A 22462-nucleotide genomic window follows, 5' to 3' on the forward strand; every position below is an offset into this window, starting at 1 on the left:
GACTAGTAGCTAAGTGTCATTGCGGGAAACTCGGTGAAGATCTGATCGGCTAGCTCTATGAGCGGGGCGCTTAGCACAGGAGCAAACAGCCCAATCACCGCGACAACGACCAGAAGCTTCACGGTGAGCGGCAAGCTTTCATCCTGGATCTGCGTCGCCGCCTGGAGGATGCCGATGACGAGGCCGACAACCACTGATGCAATGAGCGGCGGTAGAATCCAGATCATGAAAACCACCAGTGATTGGCTCATAAGAGTAATGATGCTGGATTCAGTGATGATCAGCCTCCCGGTAACGTATAACTCAGCACAAGCCCATGCATCAATTTTGACCAACCATCAATGGCAACAAACAAGAAGATCTTGAACGGAACAGATATAACAGTTGGTGAGACCATCGACATACCCATTGCCATCAAGATAGTTGTCACTATCAGATCTATAACAATAAAAGGCAGATAAAGTAGAAATCCTATCTCAAATCCGCGCTTCAATTCTGATAGCAAGAAAGATGGTACAAGTATTGCAAAGTCATCAGGCGTGGCTGCAGCGTGCATTTCCTCTGGCCAGACCTTTTCTGTCGAAGATAGGAAAAATCGCCGCTGCTCTTCATTTGTGAATTTCTTGAGATGCTCGCGCAAGGGCTCACTTCCGGCTTTAGCGGCGCTTACCCAGTCGTCGAATGTCTGATAGTGGAGCTTGGGATCCGACATGCGGTCATAGGTCTGCTCAGCAACGGGCGCACTAACGAACATAGTGAGGATCATCGCCGCGGCGTACAGCACCACATTGGGTGGTATGGTCTGGGTCCCGAGCGCATTGCGGACGAGGAAAAGAACAATTGATACCTTTACAAAGGCCGTTGTCGTGGCAACTGCTAAAACCAGCAGACCGAGTCCGGCGGTAACCGCAAGAAGCGCCAGGATTGTCGGCTGAGCTTCACTCATTGCATGCAAACCCGCCACGGAGCCTGATGCCCAGCTCTTCTCCGATGCGGACAATGTCGCCACGCCCGATACGCTGACCATTGGCCACTATGTCGACCGGGCCGTCGATCGGCCATCCAAGTTCAAAAATATGCCCTTCGCCGGCACTTCTTAATTCCCCAAGAGAAATAGGCCAGCGGCCGCATTCAAAGACAAGCACGATCTCGACATCGTCGAGATCCTTAGTAAGCTCCAGTTGCGATCCGGGTTGTGTCATATGCGCACTCTCCAAAGGACACGGTCGCGGGCGGAAAGGCCCCCGCAAGATTAATTCATCGCCGTCAAGATCCGCCTCGGCGCACAACTGGCCGACAGCTAGGGTGATCTGGCCGCGGCCGAACGGCGCAATATCGGGCAACAATGCATCACCGACACATGCGCTTCGAAGAAGCGCCGCAGGAAGGCGAAGCGTGCCGACCTCTCCTGCAACAATGAGCGGGAGCTCTGGAGGCAGCCCGCCCAGCTGCCGCGGCAACTGGGCAAGCAGTTCGCCTAGCGCGCGAAACGCAGGCGGTACTAAGCCGTCAAGTGGCGTGAACAGGAATAGACGGCCCTTGCCCTTGACCGCGCCGAAAATGATGTCGAGTTCAAGATGAGGAGCCAGCATCGTGGCTTCGCATACCCGCACGAGTTGCACGTTCAGACGCGTCGTCTCCTCCAGTCGAGTGACAAGCGGCTCCAGAGCGAGTTCGAGAATTAGCGAAGCAGTTGGCTCGGAAGGGAAGGCCAAGCCGTTCTGCACTGTCGTGATGAACTCCTCTACGAGCGGGCGCGACAGTGACAAGATGACCGTTTCGGCTCCCACTCTCCAGACGCAGTCAAGCATCGGAATGGCAGCAGGTTCCTGCTGCCAGACAAGCCCTGCCGTTCGCACCGATAGCGGCACCTCGTTGATCCGGCTTTGAAACGGCGTGCGCGGCGCTGCTGTATCATTGAGCCACGAGACAACCGTGTGGGACAGTTTCAGAACTGGTTCGAACATGGCGGGTGTGACCGCAGCGCCTATCAAAGACTGCACGGTCGTGTCATTCGGACGACCTCTTGCGACCGTCGGATCCGGTTGCGCGGCATTTAGGCAAGCGACCCCCTCGCATATTTCAGCAGTATCTCATCGTCGGCCTCGATCTCGGCTGCGGCCTCCGAATGAGTCTCGACGGCGCGCCGCACGTCGTCCTCGATTTGTTGCCATTTGTCCCTTGCCGCCGAACATATGACCCATAGCTCCCTCGTCCTGGACGCCGCCATCTCAGCCTCCTCTTGAGCGATTTGGGTATCATCAAGCATCTGCCGTCTGGAATTGATCTCAGCGGCAAGTTGTTCAGTGTGAAGGCGGTGACGGTCGAGCGCTGCGCTAGACAAGTTGTCGAGTGACATCAGATGCTGATAGAGCGCTGCTTCTTTTCTTGAACAATGTTGCTGTATCATTGCAAGCTCCCTAGAGGCATTTTGTACGGCTGAGGCGGCCACATCGCGCTGGGCTTCCTTCTTGGACAGCTCGCCAAGGGCACGACGCTCTTGCATTTCCTTCAGAAGCCGTATACTCGAAGACTGAATCCAGTTTACGCGGTCAGACGCGACATCCATGCGACCGTCTCCTCGAAATCTGACGCGTCATCTTCGCTCTGGCGCAGAAACTCCCTCAGTTCGTCGATTGACGCGACAGCCCGGTCAGTCAGGGGATCTCCACCTGGCTTGTATTCGCCAACATTGATCAAGAACTCGGTCTCGGCATAGCGCGACAGGAGCTCGCGGAAAATGGATGCTGCCTTGCGATGTGTCCCCGAAACGACTGCATCCATGACGCGGCTGCGACTCTGCAGCACATCAATAGCGGGGAAATGCGATCGCGCCGCAATAGCGCGTGAGAGGATGACATGGCCATCGAGAATACCACGCGATTCCTCGGCGATTGGATCACCCGTGCCATCACCCTCTACAAGCACCGTATAGAAGGCCGTGATTGAGCCCCGCTCACCCATGCCGGCGCGCTCGAGCAGGCCTGGCAGCATGCCAAAAACGGAAGGAGGAAAGCCCCGTCGCGTCGGCGGCTCACCCGCAGCAAGGCCTATTTCGCGCATAGCGCGGCAGAAGCGCGTCAGCGAATCCAGCATGAGAGCAACGCGTAGGCCTTGATCGCGGAAATATTCCGCGAGCGCAGTCGCCATTGGAGCGCATTGCGCACGCTCTACCGCCGAGCGGTCGGATGTTTCAACCACGACGACCGTACGGAGAAGGCCCTCTTCACCAAGATTCCTTTCGATGAATTCACGAACTTCCCGTCCACGTTCGCCTATGAGCGCCACTATGACGACGTCAGCGGCGGCACCCTTTACGATCTGTGACAACAGCGTCGACTTGCCACCACCTGGCTCGCCATAAATCCCGATCCGCTGGCCCTCGCCGCACGTCAGCAGACCATCGAGGACACGGACCCCAAGCGGGAATGGCCGCTCAATCATGCGCCTCGTCATCGGATTGGGGGCTCTGCCATGCAGGGGCCGAGTTTCGACGGTCTTGATTTCGCCTTTGCCGTCCAATGGGCGGCAACGACTGTCGATCACGCGACCGAGCAAATCGCCGCCGACGGGCACCTCACGCATTCGGCCAGTGGCCACGACCTCTGCGCGGCTGGATAGGCCCACCAAGTCCCCGATCGGTGTCAGCAATACACCATCACCCGACAGGCCGATCACCTCGGCCTCGAGCGACAGCCCGGTTCGCGGGTCCTCTAGGAGGCAAAGTTCCCCAATACGAGTGTCTGGCAAGACGGCATGAACCAGTGTGCCGATAGCCCGCGTGATCCGACCGCGCACCGCACGCGTGTCAATTCGCTTGGCCGCAGCCCTCAAAGACGAGATTGCTGGAACGAGAGCTCGAGTGTGGGCGTCAGCGTTATGTTCTGGGACGGGCTTTCTCATAGCTCGCCTTTCTCACAGAGCGTCCCGAAACCAAGGCGCAGCGCGCGCATCTGGGCGTCAAGTCCAAGGTCAACATTGCCGTACTCGCTCCACAGCACGCAGCGTTGCGGCGACAATGTCGGGTCGGGCTCGATCCGCACCCTTGGTCGACCATCCTGGCCGTCGCATCGAGCAAACTCTCGTGCAAGCATGTCGACTTGCATGGGAGAAACATGAAGGCAAACGTCGGCGCCGCTGTATTGACACTCTATGGCGTGACGAACAGCCCTCACCAATAGCTCGCCCGGATCGAAAGCGCCGATAAGATCGCTCAATATTTCCATCACGAGCTGCGGCAATTCCTGCTCCAGAGCCGCCTTTCGTCGCGCGATTTCGGAGATTGTCTCCGCAATCAACCCTGCCATCTCCTCGGTGCCTGCATTCGAGCCCTCCATGTGGCCGCGCGCCCACGCCCGCTGGTAAACCGCGCGTGCCCAGTTTCGAACGCGCTGCCGATGCCGTTCTGCCGCGGCAAGGGCTTGCGCGGCGCTGTGCCAGGTTTCGAGCTCGCTCGCGGGTATCAGTGGTCCGACTGGACGCATCTGCGGCGCTATTGGCCCCTCGGAAAGTTCGACTGTCATTTCACCGGGGTCTCTGTCTCAAAATGAGCTACTACAAGTGAAAGCAATTGGCCGGCGGCGGTCCAATGCTCATGTGCTGGAGTCTCCGCGGCAGTCCCCTCGGGCAATCGAAGAAGCACGCGGTTACGCTCGGTCGCTGAACTGTCCTGGAGCCAAGCTCCAAGACATGCGTGTCCATCGTATTCGATTTGCTGAGCGAGTTTTTCTGGGTCCGAGATCAGTCTTTTGTCAACAGCATGCAGCAGGTGTCGGATTCCGAATGCGTGTGCATCCACGCCGATGCGTTTAACAAGGATGGCAAGCTCAGGCTGAGAGACAAACGCGACCAGCGAACGGGCATGCCAGATACTACCAGCAAGAAGGGTCGCTCGATATGGATCATGCCCGCGTAGAAGGTCCGGCCTGCAGCCGATGTGGTTCAGATCCACGTCATCGTTGCCCAGCAATTCTGCCAGCCTTGGATGCAGTCTGGAACACTTCTGCAACTTCACTAACGTTTCGGCCGATAACGCTGGATCAAGACGCGCCGCAAGACGGGTTGGATGGGCCGAAGCCGCAAGCTCGCTCGCGCCCGGAAAGTGCGGACCATCAGGTCGGGCGGTCTGTATAGGCATTGGCAATGAGATGTCACCCACGTCCAATTGCAGGCATTCTTTTGCGAATGGCCTCGACAGCAGAAGCATCCCGGCGCCCCTCGACCTTGGAAACGCCGGTTGATTGCTTGCGCCGACGCGTAACAACGCCGATCAAGAGATAACAGGCCACGGCGAATACGGCTGCGGCAAAACCTGTTACGGTCGCCAGAAGTGGCGCAGGAAGAGGTAGTGATGCTTGTGGCAAAACAGCAGTCGGATCGGGCCGTTGCTCGTGTGCGGAACGTTCTACCGGCACCAAAACCACTTCCACCTTATCGTAGGACAGGCCTTCGATGCTGTCGGCTACAAGCATCTTTATCTTTGGCAGCAGAGCCGCGACATTTGTTTTTGCGTCGTGCCTGATAAACACCGAGGCCGAGGATGGCGTGGCACCGGCTCGCACAAGGTCGTTATGCGGCAGCACGACGTGAACACGTACAGAAAAAACGCCATCGATATCGCTGATCGTCCGCGACAACTCTTCGCTCAGGGCATACACGTAACGGGCACGCTCTTCGGTCGGCGAGGCAATCAGGCCTGATCCTTGGAATATCTCACCGAGGTTCTTGAAGGATTGGCGCGGCAGCCCCTTGGCGTTCAGAAGGTTGATTGAGAAGGCGAGCAGCTTTTCGTCAACCTGGATCGTGCTGGTTCCATCCTTGGCGACCACCCGGATCGCGGCGACCCCGTTGTCTTCAAGAAGTGCGAGCATTTCATTTGCCTCACGCTCTTGCAATTGCGTGTAGAGGTCGGCTTTGCAAGCAGTGAGGGCGACGAGAACTGGCAGCATGACAAGTCTAACCGACCGCCACCCTGACAGGCCACGCATGATTTCGCCCTCGGCCAAGCCAATCATGCGCGCGGTTCAGCCTTCCTTCAAAAGTTTATTCACGGATGATGTGACGCCGCTGACGCCTTTGGAGATAAGCGCCACCTGGGTGACGCCGTTGTAAACATCCCGAAGACCAGCCATCATCGTTTCGAAGTCTTGCCCTTGTTGGGGAATGCCCGAGATTCCGGTTCCCGCCTCACCTGGAACGGGAAGCTTCTGCGCCGGTCCCGGTAGAGCGCCCTTCGAAAGGGCTATGTCATGGTCGAGCGCGGGGAAGGAAACAGTGTTGTGTGGATATAGGGAGGAAATCGTCTGCAACACGCGATCGCCCATGCCGCTCGTCGGCGCAGCCGCGCGCTGAACATCCATCGCCGCAGCAACTGGCGCCGCACTCGCTGGCCCCGCGGCGGCATCGTTTTTCAGCGAGTCGGCTGCATGCCCTAAGGCGCGCTCAAACTGGGCCTGCTCGACAATCGACGGTGATCCGACCCTGGGGAGGCCAGCCGTTAGAGTGGCAGAGATCGACGTGACAGGCATCATCATGTAAGGACTCGGTTGCTCTCTCTGACCGGGCGAGCCCCGCCCATTCATCACCCGGTGTCGGCGCAACACTCCTAGGGGGGCAAGCTGACAACAAGCTGACTAACGGCGGCGTCATTTCGACAATCTAAAATCTCTTCGGCAATTTAGTCACTTGTGATGATTTCAGCGTTTGGTTTATCAGTGCGACATGCCGAGAACGCTTATCCAACCCGTCACCCTGCATGTTTTGAGACTTCTTTGTGCCGGGTTTTTTCTGTCCACCGGGATTCACCCGGCGCATGCAGTCCCGCTGTCCCTTCCGGCGACACCCTATAGATACACGGTTCTGGATCAGGAGCTCGCTGCAGCGTTGCAGGAATTCGGCAACAACCTGAATATCAGGGTCAACATCAGTCCTGCGGTGAAGGGGCGAATTCGCGGACGTATGCCTGATTTGCCACCGCGCGCGTTCCTCGACCGCTTGACGAACCTTTACGGTCTACAATGGTACTATGACGGCCTTGTGCTCTATGTGTCTGCTGCACAAGAATCGCAAACTCGAATGCTTTTGATGACGTCGATTCGCTTCGATGCGTTCAAGGGGGCTCTCGACAAGCTTGATATCTCCGACGAGCGCTATGTGGTCAAACCCGTGCCAGGCAATGGCCTCGTCTTCGTTTCCGGTCCACCGCGCTTCGTCGCACTCGTGGAGCAGACCTTTAACGGCTTGGTGGCGCAGGCGCAGGCGCAGACTCACATAGCGGCAACGCCAAAGGAATCAGTGCTGATCTTGTTTCGCGGCTCCTCCACTACGGTCGTTCGCGACGGACGACCGGATGCTTCTTATTCTTCTGACATCCCACAACAGGATAGCGTTGGCGGGAAGCCTGAGCTGGGCAAGAAATGAACATTGAGGATTTCCCGCAGCTCTGAAGAACATGACTGCGGCTACCCCTTTGTGAACTCTTCGCAAACTCGTCAGTTTCTCGAAAGCTAATCCGCTCATGATGAGTCCCGGCAGCTCTCGCGGTGACTCCGGCCATTGTGTTGGACCGAACCTTGGAGCCGGCCCGGAACACAGCAATTGAAGGCAGGGCAGGCGCATTCGTGACCTGCCGACGCTTGGAATTGTCGAATTTTGTGAAACGCAAGGGATCTTCTGTCGGGGTCTCTTGTGGGGATTTCAACGTCACGTCTGAGGATGCATAATGTCGGCCAGTAATCTTTCAACTTTCTACCGCTCAAATTCGCTACAGTCCGCAAGGGGTTGGCCGGGCCTGAAAGTTTCCCATTTTGCGACCCAGCATCAGCAAAGTGCATCGTGCTTCGAAGCGATGCTGTCCACTTGTGTGCTGGCAGACAAGCCCGGCTCTTTCGCGCAAGGGGATCTGCCAGCGTCGAATCTTGATTCGACAATGGATAAATTGCGGCAGGACCCTTTGGGCCATCTGGCACCGGATGTCTTGACATTGAATGGCTTGGAGCAACACCCACTGGATCTGCTGCCGCCAAATATGAGGGCGGCTCTCAAGGAGGACCAATCGCAACGCTCCAAGGCGACTGAAGCCCAACATCTGCTCGGCGTCACTCCGAAGATCGAGCCGGCTCCCAGGCCGAGCCCCGGAATCACGTGGAACGGTGGGTCGCTGACCACGGCTGAGTTGCAGATTGTTGCGGTACTCAACCGTCACAAGGACCAATGCCCGCTTACTTGGAAGTCGTTGACCGACAAAGCCAATGATCCCTCTACGCCACCGGATCTGAAAGCGGCGATCCAGGGACTGCAGCAGGATTCGGGACTTTTTTATGCGATTGGCTCGCAGGGCGACGGCCGCTGTGGAGGCAAGATCAACGCCAAGGACTTGGCCGGATTTTCAAACCACCACCCACAAGTTGCTGCATTTCAGGAAGCCCAAGCGCGAAGCTACGAGCAGAACTACATACCATCCGACGGCAGCGGAGGTTTGCAGCCTTCGGTCATGACCTTGAGCGATGCCTTGCGGGAGTTTTACCGGTACTCCGAAAATCTGTCCAAGGACCTGAGTCTGGATGAGTTCAAGAAAATGGTCGGCGGCGAATCGAAAAACGGCAAATTTCCGCCCCAGGTCATTGCGGCGGCGCAATATTTCCTCGATCACCCCGATGCTTGGAACCAGTTGTGCGGTGGCTCGAAAGGGAAGATGCACAAAGAGGATTTCCTGCAAGTCGCCTCATCGTCGATGAGCCTCACGCAAACTGAGCTGAATACGGTCGAGATGATCAAGGACCATCAGGACACGTTCTTTGGAAGCGGTGTTCTGACTCGCGACAAACTGGCGAAAATGAAAGACGACAAGAGCCTTGATCCGAAAGTGCGGGAAGCAGCCTCTCAGCTCCTTTCAGATCCTCTTTTGTTTGGCCTCCTGAACAATTCGATCACGGGCTATAAGACCCATCATAAATTCTTCGACTTTGGCGGCGGGCATACGGTTGATTCCGGCAATATCAGCAAAAAAGACTTTGCCCATTTTTGCACAAACATGTCGTCTGCGAACCGCAACGTTCAGCAGCCAATCACCCACGGCGCCCAAACCGCAGAAGAGCAGAATGCCGTCGCGGACATGAAGATGGGCCTGATGGACCAGCCTGACATTAAGTCAGCCAAAAAGAACGGCGGGGCCGTCATGCACGTCGTCGACTCCGTGCTCAAAATCGAGACGAAAGTGCTCGACTTGGCGGCAACGGCGGTGGGACTGCTCAGCTTCATTCCGGGCCTCGGACAAGTAGCCGATCTTGCCTCGATGGTTCTCGAGGCTGAGTCGCAAGCAGCCAATCTCCTGCGTACGGCCATTAACGGAGGCGATATGAAGCGAGCGCTGGAGGAAGCTGGCCTCAATATGGCCGCGCAGGCGATCGGCCTTATCGCAGGCCCCGAGGTCAAGCTGGCCATTCGAAATGGGCTCGTAAAGCACCTGATGGAAGAGGCCTTGGCGGCAGGCATTGATCTTTCGGTCTCGACGGCGCAGGACTACGCAGAAGGCTATGTGAATAACCTCAAAGCGCGCCTTGCAGGCGGCCCTGAGCAAAGCCTAGGCCTTCCGAGCATGCCATCATTCCAGAGTGTGGCAAGCAATGTGCCCTTCGTCGGCATTGCCTTATCCTAGCCGTCGCCTTGCGCGGAAGCTTTGGCTCGCGCGCTGACATAAGGGTCATTGTGGCACAAGCAGGGGTTCATCCGCATCAACGCAAGCGGTGTTCCTGACGCCATCTGGATCGGACTGTGAGGGGGATGTCCGAAGTCTGTGAAGACTTCGGTATATGACGACTTCAGAGTTACGCTGAGCCCAGCCATCTCGAGCCGGTGCGCCGGGTCGAGGTTTTCACGGGCGCCGGCCGGTAGCGGGAATGGTCTCCGGAAGGCACGGCGCGGATGGTGGCGGAGCGGCGCAGCCGAAGGAACGGCTGTCGCGCGCCCAGGGCGGCCTCCCGAACAGCAGACGATGATCTCCTGCCTTGGGCCTATATCCTCGTGCCACGCTCAAGGCAGTCGGCTGAAAACAGCGCTGATTTAAAACAGCATTATCCTGCACTGCACCCTCGATCCTTGCGCTCACCGATCGCTCGTCGACACGCACGCGGTCAAGTCGTTATCGGCGCTATGCCGATGGGCTTCGAGAGCAAGGTGGACGCTGAGCGGTGCGTCAGCCTCAGGGCGCGGCTGGCCAGCTTTGGGTCTCACGCTCTATGACGGCAACACCCGGCTGATCCACTTGGCCTGTTCGCGGGCTCCCGGCAGCGGCGCGGAAGCCACGGTCCGCCTTCCTCGGCTTCAGGCCAAAGATACCGCAGCATGCTCCAGAGCTATGTCTGCCGCCTTCGCCCCATCGTCGCTGGTCATGTGGAAAGGACAAGCAGGCTACGCACCCTATAATCCCGTCGGGCAGGATTCGACAGTCGACGGCGAGACATTCGCCAAACCTCCCCCTTGATTCTCAGCAACGTTAAAAAAAATTCACATAATGTTCGTGAGTGTAGTCTCCTGTCAGGTGGTACATTAGCCCCAATATCTGGCGTCTTAGTCGTAGAAAGGACTGTGATCTATCTTCCATTAGCATCCATACCAGCGGATTTACAGCAAATGACGAGAGAGGTCTCATGCGGATTGATGGGGATAGAAGGGCTAGCGGCTTGCTGCATCCCGTCCGGGTTGATGCTAACCAATGTTGACACTGGTAAATCGCCTAAGGACGGCAGCGCATCTTGATCGCCTTCGAATCCTGGGCCTTTGCGCGCATGCGGATCTAACCGTCGGCGAGCTGGCCGATATTACCGGTCTGCCTCGCGAGCAGGTTCGACGCCACGTTCGGCGGCTGGTCAGAGCCAACTTTCTTTGCTGCAACGAACAACGTCCGCAGTCTTCGTACCATATGCAAGCAGGAGGCAAGGATGGCGAGCTGGCTCAATTGGTGGTCGATCTCCTGCCCCACGATGATGGCCATCATAAAAGAGACCTACAACGCCTGGAAGCAATACAAGACGCGCGGTTGAAGGGACCGCCTGCTTGATCGTGAAATAGATCAGTCCAAATGGAGCGCGACTACCATGGATAACTCCGCCGGCGGCGCCATCGCGCAGCCCGACACTTACGGGCGGCCTCACTTAGCCGCCGTCGACTCCCGCGTTCACGAACTGCTTCTAAGACAGGAGCGTCAGGAGCGGACAACTCTCAAACTGATCGCCTCCGAGAACTTTGCCTCCTCGGCGGTGTTGGAAGCGACCGGGTCGATTTTCACCAACAAGTATGCCGAGGGATACCCCGGTGCGCGCTACTACGCCGGAAACGAGATCGTCGATGAGCTTGAGACCCTCGCGATCGAGCGCCTGAAAGCGCTATTTGGCAGTGAACATGCCAACGTCCAGCCTTATTCAGGCTCGCCAGCCAACCAGGCTGTCTATCGCGCGCTTTTGAGCCCCCGTGACAAAGTCATGGGCTTGCCTTTACCCGAAGGCGGCCATCTGACTCACGGTTGGTCCGTCAATTTTTCCGGCAGCGATTATCAGCGCGTCCCGTACAGGCTGCACGAAAAGACACAGCAAATTGACTATGACCACTTGCGCGAGACCGCCAAGCGGGAACGCCCGAAGCTAATTTGGGTCGGCGGAACTGCTTATCCGCGTATTTTTGACTACGCGGCAATGGCCGAAATTGCTTCGGAGGTGAACTCGTATCTGGTGGCTGACATCGCCCACATCTGCGGCCTGGTTGTCGCAGGAGTGCATCCGAACCCCGTGTCCCATTGCGATGTGGTCACCAGCACCTCTCACAAGTCGATCCGCGGTCCCCGGGGTGGCTTCATTTTATCAAGGAATGAAGACCGTTATCAGCCCCTCCATCATCCGAAGAGCAAACACAATCTGGCCAAACGTATAGACCGCGCCGTGTTCCCTCTTCTGCAAGGCGGACCGCATATGAATACTATCGCCGCGCTTGCCGTCGCTTTGCAGGAAGCAGCGAACTCGTCCTTTCGTGTCTACGGTCAGCAGATCGTCCACAACGCCAAGGCTCTGGCCCAGGCACTTCTGGAGCGAGGTTATGAACTCGTCACCGGGGGCACTGACAATCACATGCTGATCCTTGATCTTCGGGACCGGTCGCTGTCAGGCAAAGCCTATGCGGAGCGCTTATCGCGTGCAGGCATCATTGCGAATTTCAATATGGTCCCGGGCGACCGGCGGCATCCGGCGCTGACAAGCGGCATCCGCTTAGGGACACCAGCGGTGACGTCCATGGGCATGCGCGAAACGGAGATGGTGCAGATCGCCGCTTTCATCGACTCGGTCTGCCGCCAGCCCGATGACCAGGAAGTTCATGCGAGCGTACGAAGAGACGTTGCCGACTTCTGCACTGCGTTCGATGTTCCCGGCATCCCCGACCGATAAGCCACCCCAATCCAGAAACTCCTCACTAACTCCAGCACTTGAAGCGAGGGCATTTTTATGACCAGGCAGTTCGTGTTCTCTTCCGAATCCGTCGGCGCGGGACACCCCGATAAGATGGCAGACAACATCTCCGATGCCATTCTCGATGCGGTCCTGCGCACCGATCCGAAGGCGCGCGTCGCCTGTGAAGTGTTGGTGAAGACGGGGATGGTCGTTGTGGCTGGCGAGATCACCAGCCATGCCCACATCGATTACAGCCAAGTCGCCCGCGATACGATACTCGATATTGGCTACGACGATGATGCGATTGGCTTTGATGGTCGACGTTGCGCCGTCGTTCTGGCCCTCACCGAGCAGTCGCCCGACATAAGCCAGGGCGTTGATGAAGGACGAGGGCAGGATCTCGGGCAAGGGGCAGGGGATCAGGGCATCATGTTTGGATTCGCATGCAACGAGACGGATACATTGATGCCCCTGCCGATCCAACTCGCTCACCATTTGACGAAAAGACAGGCCGAGGTCCGGAAAGCGGGACAGCTTGGCTGGCTGCGTCCGGACGTGAAATCTCAAGTGTCGGTACGCTACGAAGGGCTCCGCCCGGTGGCGCTGGATACCATAGTCCTGTCAACGCAGCATGACGAAGCGGTCTCACAAGCCACGGTCCGCGAAGGCGTCATTGAGGAGATCATAAAACCGGTCCTGCCGGCCCACCTGGATACTTCGGGGATCAGATTTCTGGTCAACCCAACAGGGCGGTTCGTGGTCGGTGGGCCTGCCGGCGACTGCGGCCTCACAGGACGGAAGATCATCGTCGATTCCTACGGTGGGACCGGGCGTCACGGCGGCGGTGCCTTTTCGGGCAAGGACCCATCCAAGGTTGACCGCTCGGCGGCCTATGCCGCCCGGTATGTCGCGAAGAACATCGTTGCCAGCGGCCTTGCGGAGGTCTGCGAGGTTCAGCTTGCCTACGCGATCGGCGTGGCCAGTCCGGTTTCTGTCATGGTCAATACCTTCGGAACCGCAAGGATCGAGGAAAAAAGGATCGAGCGCCTTGTTCTCGAGGTTTTCAATCTCCGACCGAAAGGCATCATCAAGATGCTTGATCTCTTACGGCCGATATACCGCAAGACGGCGACATACGGACACTTCGGGCGTGAAGAGCCTGAGTTCACTTGGGAGAAGACGGACAAAGCTGACGATTTGCTGCGTGAAGCCGGACCGGCAGCTGCGTGAGGGCGGCTGGATCAAGCGCATGCGGCAACCCATTTCAACTCGCGAGACCACGCCCGGCCGGCGTGGCAAGAAGCCGGCTCGGGTTTTGGCGGAGATTTTGATGCCGGATTATGACGTGCTTTGCATCGGCAATGCCATTGTCGACATCATCGCCCAGTGCGACGAGGAATTCCTCGAGACCAACGGCATCATCAAGGGCGCGATGAACCTCATCGACACACAACGCGCCGAACTGCTCTACAGCCGCATGGGCCCGGCGATCGAAGCGTCCGGCGGCAGCGCCGGCAACACGGCGGCCGGCGTCGCCAGCTTTGGCGGCCGCGCGGCCTTCTTCGGCAAGGTCTCCAACGATGCGCTGGGCGAAATCTACGCCCACGACATCCATGCGCAGGGCGTCGCCTTCGGCACCACGCCGCTCAAGGGTGAGCCGCCGACGGCGCGCTCGATGATCTTCGTCACGCCCGACGGCGAGCGCTCGATGAACACCTATCTCGGCGCCTGCGTCGAGCTTGGCCCTGAGGATGTCGAAGCCGACAAGGCGTCCGGCGCCAAGGTCACCTATTTCGAAGGCTATCTGTGGGACCCGCCGCGCGCCAAGGAGGCAATCCGCCAGACGGCGAAGCTGGCGCACGCGGCAGGCCGAGAAGTGTCGATGACGCTGTCGGATTCGTTCTGCGTCGACCGCTACCGCGACGAATTCCTCGACCTGGTGCGCTCGGGCACGGTCGACATCGTCTTTGCCAACAGCCACGAGATCAAGTCGCTCTACCAGACATCGTCGTTCGACGAGGCGCTGGCCCAGATCCGCAAGGATTGCCGGATCGCCGCCGTCACCCGCTCGGAAAAAGGCTCGGTGATCGTGCGCGGCGACGAGACCGTGGTGATCAAGGCGACCGCCATCAAGGAACTGGTCGACACGACGGGCGCCGGCGATCTCTATGCCGCCGGCTTCCTGCATGGCTACACGCAAGGCCGCGACCTGCAGACTTGCGGCGACCTTGGCTCACTGGCAGCCGGATTGGTGATCCAGCAGATCGGCCCCAGGCCCCGTCAGAATTTGCGCCGCGAGGCTGAGCAGGCGGGGCTGACCATTCCGGACGTTCAAACGAGTTAGTGGCCTACCTTCCCGTTGTGCAGGCTATCTCGCCAGAAGCGCAATCACGGAATAGGGAAATCCTGATGTCGAACATGATGAAGGCGCTTGTGAAGGCCAAGGCCGAACCGGGCATCTGGATGGAAGAGGTGCCGGTGCCGGAAATCGGCCCCAACGACGTGCTGATCAAGATCAAGAAGACGGCGATCTGCGGCACCGACGTGCACATCTACAATTGGGACCAGTGGGCGCAGAAGACGGTGCCGGTGCCGATGGTGACGGGCCATGAATTCGTCGGCACCGTTGCCGATTTCGGCGCAGCGGTCACCGAATACAAGGTCGGCCAGCGTGTATCGGGCGAAGGCCACATCGTCTGCGGCCATTGCCGCAACTGTCGCGCCGGGCGAGGGCATCTGTGCCGCAACACGCTCGGCGTCGGCGTCAACCGTCCAGGCGCCTTCGGCGAGTATCTGGCGATCCCGCAGCACAATGTCGTGCCGATCCCCGACGATGTGCCCGATGAGATTGCCGCGATCTTCGATCCCTTGGGCAATGCCGTCCACACCGCATTGTCCTTCGATCTGGTCGGCGAGGACGTGCTGGTGACTGGCGCCGGGCCGATCGGCATCATGGGCGCGCTCGTCGCCCAATGCGTCGGCGCGCGCAAAGTGGTCATCACTGACATCAACCCGGTGCGGCTGGCGCTAGCCAAGAAACTCGGCGTCCAGCATGTCGTCGACGCCTCGAAGGAGAAGCTGCGCGACGTCATGCCGGTGCTCGGCATGACCGAGGGGTTCGACGTCGGCCTCGAAATGTCAGGCGCCGCCCCCGCTTTCCGCGACATGATCGACACCATGAACAATGGCGGCAAGATCGCCATTCTGGGCATCGCGCCGACCGGCTTCGAGATCGACTGGAACAAGGTCATCTTCAAGATGCTGCATCTCAAAGGCATCTACGGCCGCGAGATGTTCGAAACCTGGTACAAGATGATCGCGCTTGTGCAGGGTCCGCTGGATGTCTCCGGCCTGATCACCCACCGCATCGGCATCGACGATTTTCAGATCGGTTTCGATGCGATGAAGAGCGGCAGTTCCGGCAAGGTGGTGATGGACTGGTAGGGATTGCCTTGGCCGCTATTCAGGAAAAGCTGACGACAGCACCTCTGGTCCGCCGGACATTTTCCAACTAGGGGAACATGGCTGGGTGGAGAGCTATGGCTCCGCTACGTGCGCTCGCTAATCATATACGGCGACGTATCGCGGCCCACCCGGTGACGGTCGATGGGGCAATTCGCTTCAGTCGATGACGGAAACCCGGTGAACCGATGCTGAGGCCCCGACGCGATCGTCTATTTCCTATGATCTGCGATTGAGGTCGAGGTGTTGCCGCTTTCAGCGGGTAAGATGCGATAGACGACTTCCGGTACCCTTCCGGTCAGCGAAAAGGAAGGCAACGAGCCGCATTGCCTCAAGCAAAATGTTACCAATAGTGTCCTGTTCCAAAGGGGATGGACAGGTCGTGCCATTCCGGTTCGGGGGAAGGATGGCGCGGCTCAGCATGGCGACACGGTGAAGCGGCGATCGTGGAGCTTTATTGCGGCGTTGACAAGCGGCGCATTCTGGATGAGTTCGAGGCGGTAACCGGCTATTATTCGCAAGCGCGCGATCCGTCTTATGAACCGTCGTGAGCAGAGGCCGTCTGCGGGCAAGAGCCGCAGCCGCTGTTACGGCAGCGATGTCCGCGACGCGCTCATCGTGTTGTGGGAGGATTCGGAGCGGCTGGGTCCGCATCGACGCTCGCGGCGGCCAGCGCCGCCGGGCAGGAATGAGTTCGCAGTTCGCCGCTCGGTGCCAGCCCGCACCTTCGGCGATTGGAAAGATCCGCCGCCCGGCTTTGTTGAGCGCATTCGGGCACGTCTTCGTCAGGGAGCTTCGTGCAGACGATGGTGCTGACCGGATTGCCGCCGGCTGGACCGATTGCATTCCGCTCCGCACGCGCGACAGCGGCAATGTGATCATGGCGATCAAGCAGGCCCGCTCCCGGTTTCGCTGACCCTGTGCTGCTGTTTGCCGGCATCCGCCCGCACAGGAAGAGCTTGTAAAAGTGCGGAAATCGAGGAGCCGTTGGTCGTCGATCTTCAGCCTGAACGCGGTCGTTTGCTGGTGCCGCAAATCGGCTGTTGCATGTACATCCCTGTCAGACGTCAGTTTTCCTCGCCTATTTTGGTGTCGAGCGCGAAGTGCTCCAACCAGATTGCAAGGCTTTTTGGAAATGAGAGCGGCTTTGCGCAGGGCGCTCCGTTGTTGAGCATTCAAGCTACCAAGCCAATGACGCGCAGGTTCCACCAGGCTCGCCAGCCTTGAAGGACAGCGAAAAAAGCAGAGCACGACAGACACAACAGTGCATCAGGACGCCGCAGTCGTTGAAGATGGTGCGCTGCATCCATACCGTGGATGCATTCGATCCAAATAATCGATTTGTTCAATCAGTTTCTCGAAAGCTAACCCTACCCTCTGTGGGAATCGGGCTCTGAGCCGCGACGCTGCCTTGCGAGCGCAGGGGCTGCACGTAGGAGAGATGATGCAACGAGAAATCGCACGCGGGTTGCTGGCCTCGTGGGTTCGCCGACCGGCGTATTTGAGCCCGTCAGTTGGTCCTCACCCGCGCCTATTGCCACCGAGCGACTTGCATGTCCCTCCGACTCGGACCAGTTCCGAGAGCTGCGACGAGTTGCGCGCCGTGTGCTCCGATCAGATGGCCGCCGGTGACGCGTTCGATGGGCCGTCCCTCTTCGAGAGGAGATGAAATGCGAACGCTGCTCGTGGATCATCATGCGGATCTTGCGCGCGCCATGCGACTTGCGCTCGGGGATGGCGGCTTCGTCGTTGATGTCGTTGGTACTCTGGAACTGGCTTCGAGTGCATTTTCTTGCGCCAGCTATGAAATTCTCCTGCTGGAATTGGCTCTGCCAGATGGCGATGGCTTGGGTTGGCTGAGGCAGTTGAGGACCCACGGGCATTCAGTTCCTGCCGTCATTATGAGCAGCCTTAACGATCTCGATAAGCGAATTGCGATCTTCAACGGTGGTGCGGACGACTTTCTGCTCAAACCCATCTCTACCGATGAGCTTATTGCCAGAATGAGAGCCATTCTGCGCCGGGCGACACAGATGACCGACCTGAGGCTCGTATTTGGCAATCTCGACTTTGATCCGGTCGCCCGCCAGGTTTTCGTTGATGGGCACCCAATGATGATCGCACGTCGCGAACTCTGTGTTCTAGAGCACCTGCTTAACCGGGCAGGCCGCATCGTGCCCCGTGCGCAATTGGAAGATCACCTCTATTCATTCAACGACGACGTGTCTGCCAACGCGCTTGAAGTCGGAATTTATCGTTTACGGGGACATCTGACCAGATCAGGTGCAACGCCACGGATCAAGACCATCCGAGGCATTGGTTACATCCTAGAATTGACTGACGCCTCGTCCGCATAGTTTGTCGAATCGAAAGAAGATCTATTTTGCTGATCCTTCAACATCCTTGCGCTGCGCTCAATTGGCGGGCGATCGCCAACAAGGTTACAAGACCTGCAGTGCCCCGTTACCTGGGCCATCTCCTCTGCGCGCTTATTGTGACTTTCCCACTTGGTGTCGCGGCGCAAAACAAGCAGGACAAAGGCCCGCCGCATGCGGCTTCGAATAGCATCAACGCCACGCTGACCCTTTCCTCTTCGCTCGGGGAGACCGTTCATCTGCCCGGGCCAGCCACGACCATCTTTGTTGCTGACCCCACGATCGCGGATTTTCAGGCGCCATCGAGCAAAACAATCTTCGTCTTTGGCAAGAAATCGGGGCGGACCAGCCTATTCGCCTTGGATGGCAATGGCGAGCCTCTCGCCGAATTGCGTATCGTTGTCACGCAACCGATCGGGGATTTACGCGCCATGTTGCGGGAGCAGGTCGGCGACTATCCCATCCGCGTCAACTATACGCCGCGCGGCGCAATCCTTAGCGGGACGGCGCCCGACGCAGAGGTCGCCGACACCGCAAAAAGAGTCACTGAGCAATATCTGGGCGACGGAGCGCAAGTCGTCAACAACATCAAGGTCGCTGGATCCCTGCAAGTTAACCTCAGCGTGCGCGTAGCCGAAGTCTCACGCAGCGCCATGAAGTCACTCGGCGTCAACTTGTCCGCCTTCGGTCAAATCGGCAATTTCAAAGTGGGCGTTCTAAGCGGAAGCGCTGCAAGCGCTGGGTCTGGTTCAACCCAGGGTGGCGGTACAGCAGAAATCGGATTCGACAACGGTGCCGTCAACGTCAGCGCGGTTCTCGACGCGCTCGCCAAGGAGCATATAGCTTCCGTCCTGGCTGAGCCGAACCTCACCGCTATGTCGGGTGAAAAGGCCAGCTTTCTCGCGGGCGGCGAATTTCCCATTCCTGTCCTGCAGGAAAACAGGCAGGTATCGGTTGAATTCCGTCACTTCGGCGTCAGTCTGGAATTTGTGCCGACAGTTCTCAGCAACAATCAAATCAACATTCACGTAACGCCCGAAGTCAGTGAACTGTCGACGCAAGGTGCCGTGCAAATCAACGGAATTTCCGTGCCGGCAGTTTCCACGCGCCGAGCCGATACGGTCGTCGAACTCGCCAGCGGCCAGAGCTTCGCAATCGGCGGTCTAATCAGGCGGAACGTCAACAATGATGTCAGGGCCTTTCCCTGGCTCGGAGAACTGGCGATCCTGGGACCGCTTTTTCGCTCGACCTCGTTTCAAAAAGAGGAGTCAGAACTGGTCATTCTAGTTACGCCTTACATTGTAAGACCAGGCTCCAACCCAAACCAGATGAGCGCACCGACCGAGCGGGCGGCACCGGCTTTGAACGGAGGGGGCGCTCCGACGAATTCCGTGACAAGTCCCCCGCGAGACCGCGCTGCTATCCGTGCGGGCGCGCCAAGCGCCCAGGGCGGTCTCGGCTTCATCATCGAATAGTGTCATCCAAAGATGTTGCGTTTTATAATCCTCTTTGTCGCTCTGGCACCAAGCGTAAGTGGCTGCACAAGCACTACGCCAGTTGATGTCGAACCATCGGCACCAATGCTTGTCCGAGAGGAGACCACCGTCCTGACGTTGCAAAGCCTGCGCGCTTCCGAACGGCAGCGTTTGCGTGTTTTCCTAGACAAGGCCAGTCGCGGCCGGTTCGATGCCATCCACCTCCTCATCAGCGGTTCGCCCCAGCTCAGCGCAGGGGTAGCCCATCAGGCCAGGCAGTTGGCAATCGAAGAAGACAACATTCAATTGCGCGATCAACACGACGCCGGCTCAGTGCGAATTGAGGCGATTGTCTATCACGCCCGTCCGCCGGTCTGTCCCTCATATGGTGCCTTACCCAATGAAGAATCCTTCAAACAGCCGCTTGGTTGTTCGACAGGACATAACCTGGCCGTGATGGTCAACGATCCGCGCGATCTGCTCGACAATCAGGCCGTCAAGGCCGGCGATGGCGATCGTGCTTCTGTACCAGTTGCAACTTACAGAACATTCGGGACGGATAAAGGTGGCTGATACCGCCCTTATCTCGGCAGCACTCCTACCGGAGATTGAAAGCTTCCAATCGCGTCCTGATCTAAAATAAAAGGAACCGCTGGATGCAATATAGGCGCTATATCGAGGGCCTTAGGGCCGTTGCTGTACTTCCGGTCGTACTCTTTCATTTCGGAATTTCGGCGATCCCGGGTGGCTTTAGCGGGGTCGATATCTTCTTCGTCATCTCCGGCTACCTAACCAGCGGAAGCCTCCTGGATGACCTTGAACGCGGCCAATTTTCCATCGTCAACTTCTACTGGCGCCGTGCCCGGCGCATTCTGCCGGCGCTCGTCTTTGTGATGCTTCTCACCTGCATTGCGGCATTGTTCATTCTTCTGCCACCGGATCTGCGCGGATTCAGTCTTAGCATCATAGCTACCTCGACCTTCTGGTCGAACGTTTTCTTCTGGAAAACGTCAAGTTACTTCTCTATCGATGCCGCGCTTCTACCACTGTTGCACACTTGGCCGCTTTCCGTAGCGGAGCAGTACTACATCTTCGCACCAATCCTGATGTTCCTAATCTATCGCTACATCGGGAAGCGCTGGCTGACGACACTTCTTCCGATAATTCTCTGCAGCTTCGTAGTGGCGGTGATGGCGACATCGCTGGCACCCACCGCCGGATTCTATCTGCTGCCGACCCGAATCTGGGAACTCATGTTGGGCGCCCTGCTCATGCTCAAATGCCCCTCGCCGCTGGGCAACCGACTCCTGATGGAGTCGGTGGGGGTGGCCGGATTTGGCCTTCTCGCCATCGGGTTCTTCGCGATTTCGGCGAGTGATCCGTTCCCAGGCTACAACGCCTTGTATCCATGCATCGGAACGGCCCTTCTGATCTATGTTGGCCAAAATACCCCCTCGACGGTCGCCACCCGCATGCTCGAAGTCAGGCCGCTGGTCTGGATTGGGCTCATCTCGTATTCGTTGTATCTTGTTCACTGGCCTCTCAATGCGTTCGCGCACTATCTTTCGTTCCAAAAACTCGATCCGTTGATGACCGGTGCGATGTTGGTGGCAAGCCTCGCATTGGCTGCATTCTCCTGGAAGTTTGTAGAGCAGCCGTTTCGACAGAAGAGGGCCTTCACCTCCCCGGGGCCTATCTTCGCCTTTTCAGCGCTCGCGATCGTTGTCCTTTGTGCCGGCGGAGCGGCGGGGGCGCTCGGCAACGGCTTTCCGCAACGGTTTCCGGACTATGTCCAGCGGCGCATTTCCGTCGGGGACTGGAGGAATGGCATCTGTTTCAACGAGGGCACCAGCCGGATCGAAAGCTGGAATATGGAGGATTGCACGCGCACCAGCGGTTTTCCAACAACGGTTTTTTTGTGGGGCGACTCCTTCGCCGCGCACTATGTTTCCGGCTTGGGTGCTAACATAAATCGATTGCAGGCGAACATCGTTGAATATACGTACGCCAGCTGCGCGCCGATACTCTATTACTACCCGTACGATCGTCTTGATTGTGTCCGGTTCAATCGCAAGGCCTTGGACGTCATCTTGGAAGCGGACATCAAGACGGTTATCCTCAGCGGTAGATGGAGTGACTATGAGGTCAGAGGTTTCGACGGTCTTCAGCAAACAATCGCTACGCTTCGTGCCCTGGGCGTGCGCGTGTTTGTCATCGGCCAGTCTCCGCAGTTCCCAACTGACGTCCGGAAAATTGCGTTCTTCGCCAAGCGCCAAAATCTGGACGATACGTCCTGGCCGATCGCGATGGACCCCGACGTCAACGAACGTGTGCGCTCATTTACCAAAGGCGCCACATTCATCGATCCGCTGAAATTCCTGTGCAGCGCAGGACGCTGCGCCTATTTCGATAGAGGAGAGTTTTTATATTTCGACTATGGTCATTTCTCTTCAGCCGGCGCCACACTGGCAATCTCGAAATACTGGCCGGCTTTTGGCAAGGACAATGCTCTTCCTAAGACGAAGTAGCGGCTCAGCGGCTGACAAGCACCAGTACGGGTCCCAGTGATAGCTCCTGCTTCCGCAGCAGCCGCGACGATGGAGCTGTTCAGGTTTAAGGCCCCCCGATAGTGACCTAGGTGTGGAGCTTCAACAGGTTGTCCTCGATCAGGGCGAGGCGACTGATAGGCGTTTTTGACTTTAGGCTGCCATGTGGA

At 58.0% G+C, this 22462-nt stretch carries 20 protein-coding genes and 1 pseudogene; 12 read left to right on the forward strand and 9 right to left on the reverse strand.

Features of this window, described 5'->3' with window-relative positions; translation table 11 throughout:
- Nucleotides 1–2: 2 nt before the first annotated feature.
- From P9228_RS24710 to P9228_RS24750, 9 genes are all read right to left on the reverse strand, one after another.
- A complete protein-coding gene (locus P9228_RS24710) occupies nt 3–278 on the reverse strand; it encodes an EscS/YscS/HrcS family type III secretion system export apparatus protein (RefSeq protein ID WP_024505375.1) in 276 nt (91 codons plus the stop codon).
- A gap of 2 nt (nt 279–280) precedes the next feature.
- Nucleotides 281–946: a type III secretion system export apparatus subunit SctR gene (gene sctR / locus P9228_RS24715; RefSeq protein WP_029354851.1), complete on the reverse strand. Its 666-nt coding sequence runs from the start codon at nt 944–946 to the stop codon at nt 281–283.
- Nucleotides 939–1967: a type III secretion system cytoplasmic ring protein SctQ gene (gene sctQ, locus P9228_RS24720; RefSeq protein WP_095769044.1), complete on the reverse strand. Its 1029-nt coding sequence runs from the start codon at nt 1965–1967 to the stop codon at nt 939–941. Before sctQ ends, sctR begins: the two co-directional genes overlap by 8 nt.
- Nucleotides 1968–2056: 89 nt before the next feature.
- The gene (locus tag P9228_RS24725) at nt 2057–2569 is read right to left on the reverse strand and encodes a hypothetical protein (protein WP_063169269.1); all 513 of its coding nucleotides are present in this window, start codon (nt 2567–2569) and stop codon (nt 2057–2059) included.
- Nucleotides 2545–3903 carry a type III secretion system ATPase SctN gene (sctN, locus tag P9228_RS24730; RefSeq protein WP_063169268.1) on the reverse strand — a complete coding sequence of 453 codons (1359 nt, stop codon included), beginning with the start codon at nt 3901–3903 and terminating at the stop codon, nt 2545–2547. The genes P9228_RS24725 and sctN overlap by 25 nt, the downstream gene beginning before the upstream one ends.
- Nucleotides 3900–4523 (reverse strand): type III secretion system stator protein SctL, encoded by a 624-nt coding sequence (gene sctL / locus P9228_RS24735; protein ID WP_024505371.1) that lies wholly within the window; start codon nt 4521–4523, stop codon nt 3900–3902. Before sctL ends, sctN begins: the two co-directional genes overlap by 4 nt.
- Nucleotides 4520–5158, reverse strand: a complete 639-nt coding sequence (locus P9228_RS24740) for a nodulation protein NolU (protein ID WP_306462320.1) — start codon at nt 5156–5158, stop codon at nt 4520–4522. Before P9228_RS24740 ends, sctL begins: the two co-directional genes overlap by 4 nt.
- On the reverse strand, nt 5151–5987 hold the full coding sequence (gene sctJ / locus P9228_RS24745; RefSeq protein WP_272483026.1) for a type III secretion inner membrane ring lipoprotein SctJ: 837 nt from the start codon (nt 5985–5987) through the stop codon (nt 5151–5153). The genes P9228_RS24740 and sctJ overlap by 8 nt, the downstream gene beginning before the upstream one ends.
- 36 nt (nt 5988–6023) lie before the next feature.
- On the reverse strand, nt 6024–6533 hold the full coding sequence (locus P9228_RS24750) for a nodulation protein NolB (protein ID WP_024505368.1): 510 nt from the start codon (nt 6531–6533) through the stop codon (nt 6024–6026).
- 187 nt (nt 6534–6720) lie between these two features.
- On the opposite strand from P9228_RS24750, the gene P9228_RS24755 reads away from it, so the two are divergent.
- The 12 genes and pseudogenes from P9228_RS24755 (at nt 6721) to P9228_RS24810 (ending at nt 22274) form a co-directional block, all read left to right on the forward strand.
- Complete coding sequence (locus tag P9228_RS24755) at nt 6721–7419, forward strand: secretin N-terminal domain-containing protein (protein ID WP_024505367.1); 699 nt, start codon at nt 6721–6723, stop codon at nt 7417–7419.
- 301 nt (nt 7420–7720) lie between these two features.
- On the forward strand, nt 7721–9655 hold the full coding sequence (locus tag P9228_RS24760) for an HrpF/NolX family T3SS translocon protein (RefSeq protein ID WP_024505366.1): 1935 nt from the start codon (nt 7721–7723) through the stop codon (nt 9653–9655).
- Between the two features lie 1056 nt (nt 9656–10711).
- The gene (locus tag P9228_RS24765) at nt 10712–11056 is read left to right on the forward strand and encodes a helix-turn-helix domain-containing protein (protein WP_082826567.1); all 345 of its coding nucleotides are present in this window, start codon (nt 10712–10714) and stop codon (nt 11054–11056) included.
- A 37-nt stretch (nt 11057–11093) separates the two neighbouring features.
- Complete coding sequence (gene glyA, locus P9228_RS24770) at nt 11094–12431, forward strand: serine hydroxymethyltransferase (protein ID WP_063169266.1); 1338 nt, start codon at nt 11094–11096, stop codon at nt 12429–12431.
- Nucleotides 12432–12488: 57 nt separating this feature from the next.
- Nucleotides 12489–13664: a methionine adenosyltransferase gene (metK, locus tag P9228_RS24775; protein WP_063169265.1), complete on the forward strand. Its 1176-nt coding sequence runs from the start codon at nt 12489–12491 to the stop codon at nt 13662–13664.
- 100 nt (nt 13665–13764) lie between these two features.
- Nucleotides 13765–14778, forward strand: coding sequence for an adenosine kinase (locus P9228_RS24780; RefSeq protein WP_063170366.1), 1014 nt, complete (start codon nt 13765–13767; stop codon nt 14776–14778).
- Nucleotides 14779–14843: 65 nt separating this feature from the next.
- The gene (tdh, locus tag P9228_RS24785) at nt 14844–15878 is read left to right on the forward strand and encodes an L-threonine 3-dehydrogenase (protein ID WP_063169264.1); all 1035 of its coding nucleotides are present in this window, start codon (nt 14844–14846) and stop codon (nt 15876–15878) included.
- A gap of 714 nt (nt 15879–16592) precedes the next feature.
- A pseudogene (locus tag P9228_RS24790) lies at nt 16593–16761 on the forward strand (transposase); the annotation flags it as partial.
- A gap of 805 nt (nt 16762–17566) precedes the next feature.
- Entirely contained in the window at nt 17567–18253 is a 687-nt protein-coding gene (locus P9228_RS24795) for a response regulator transcription factor (RefSeq protein WP_063169262.1), read from the forward strand.
- A 71-nt stretch (nt 18254–18324) separates the two neighbouring features.
- Complete coding sequence (locus tag P9228_RS24800) at nt 18325–19746, forward strand: type II and III secretion system protein family protein (RefSeq protein WP_063170365.1); 1422 nt, start codon at nt 18325–18327, stop codon at nt 19744–19746.
- 12 nt (nt 19747–19758) lie between these two features.
- Nucleotides 19759–20319: a CpaD family pilus assembly lipoprotein gene (locus P9228_RS24805; RefSeq protein WP_063169261.1), complete on the forward strand. Its 561-nt coding sequence runs from the start codon at nt 19759–19761 to the stop codon at nt 20317–20319.
- Nucleotides 20320–20402: 83 nt separating this feature from the next.
- Nucleotides 20403–22274, forward strand: coding sequence for an acyltransferase family protein (locus tag P9228_RS24810; RefSeq protein WP_063169260.1), 1872 nt, complete (start codon nt 20403–20405; stop codon nt 22272–22274).
- Nucleotides 22275–22462 lie beyond the last annotated feature (188 nt).

The sequence above is a fragment of the Mesorhizobium sp. WSM4898 genome (assembly GCF_029625845.1).
Lineage (GTDB): Bacteria > Pseudomonadota > Alphaproteobacteria > Rhizobiales > Rhizobiaceae > Mesorhizobium.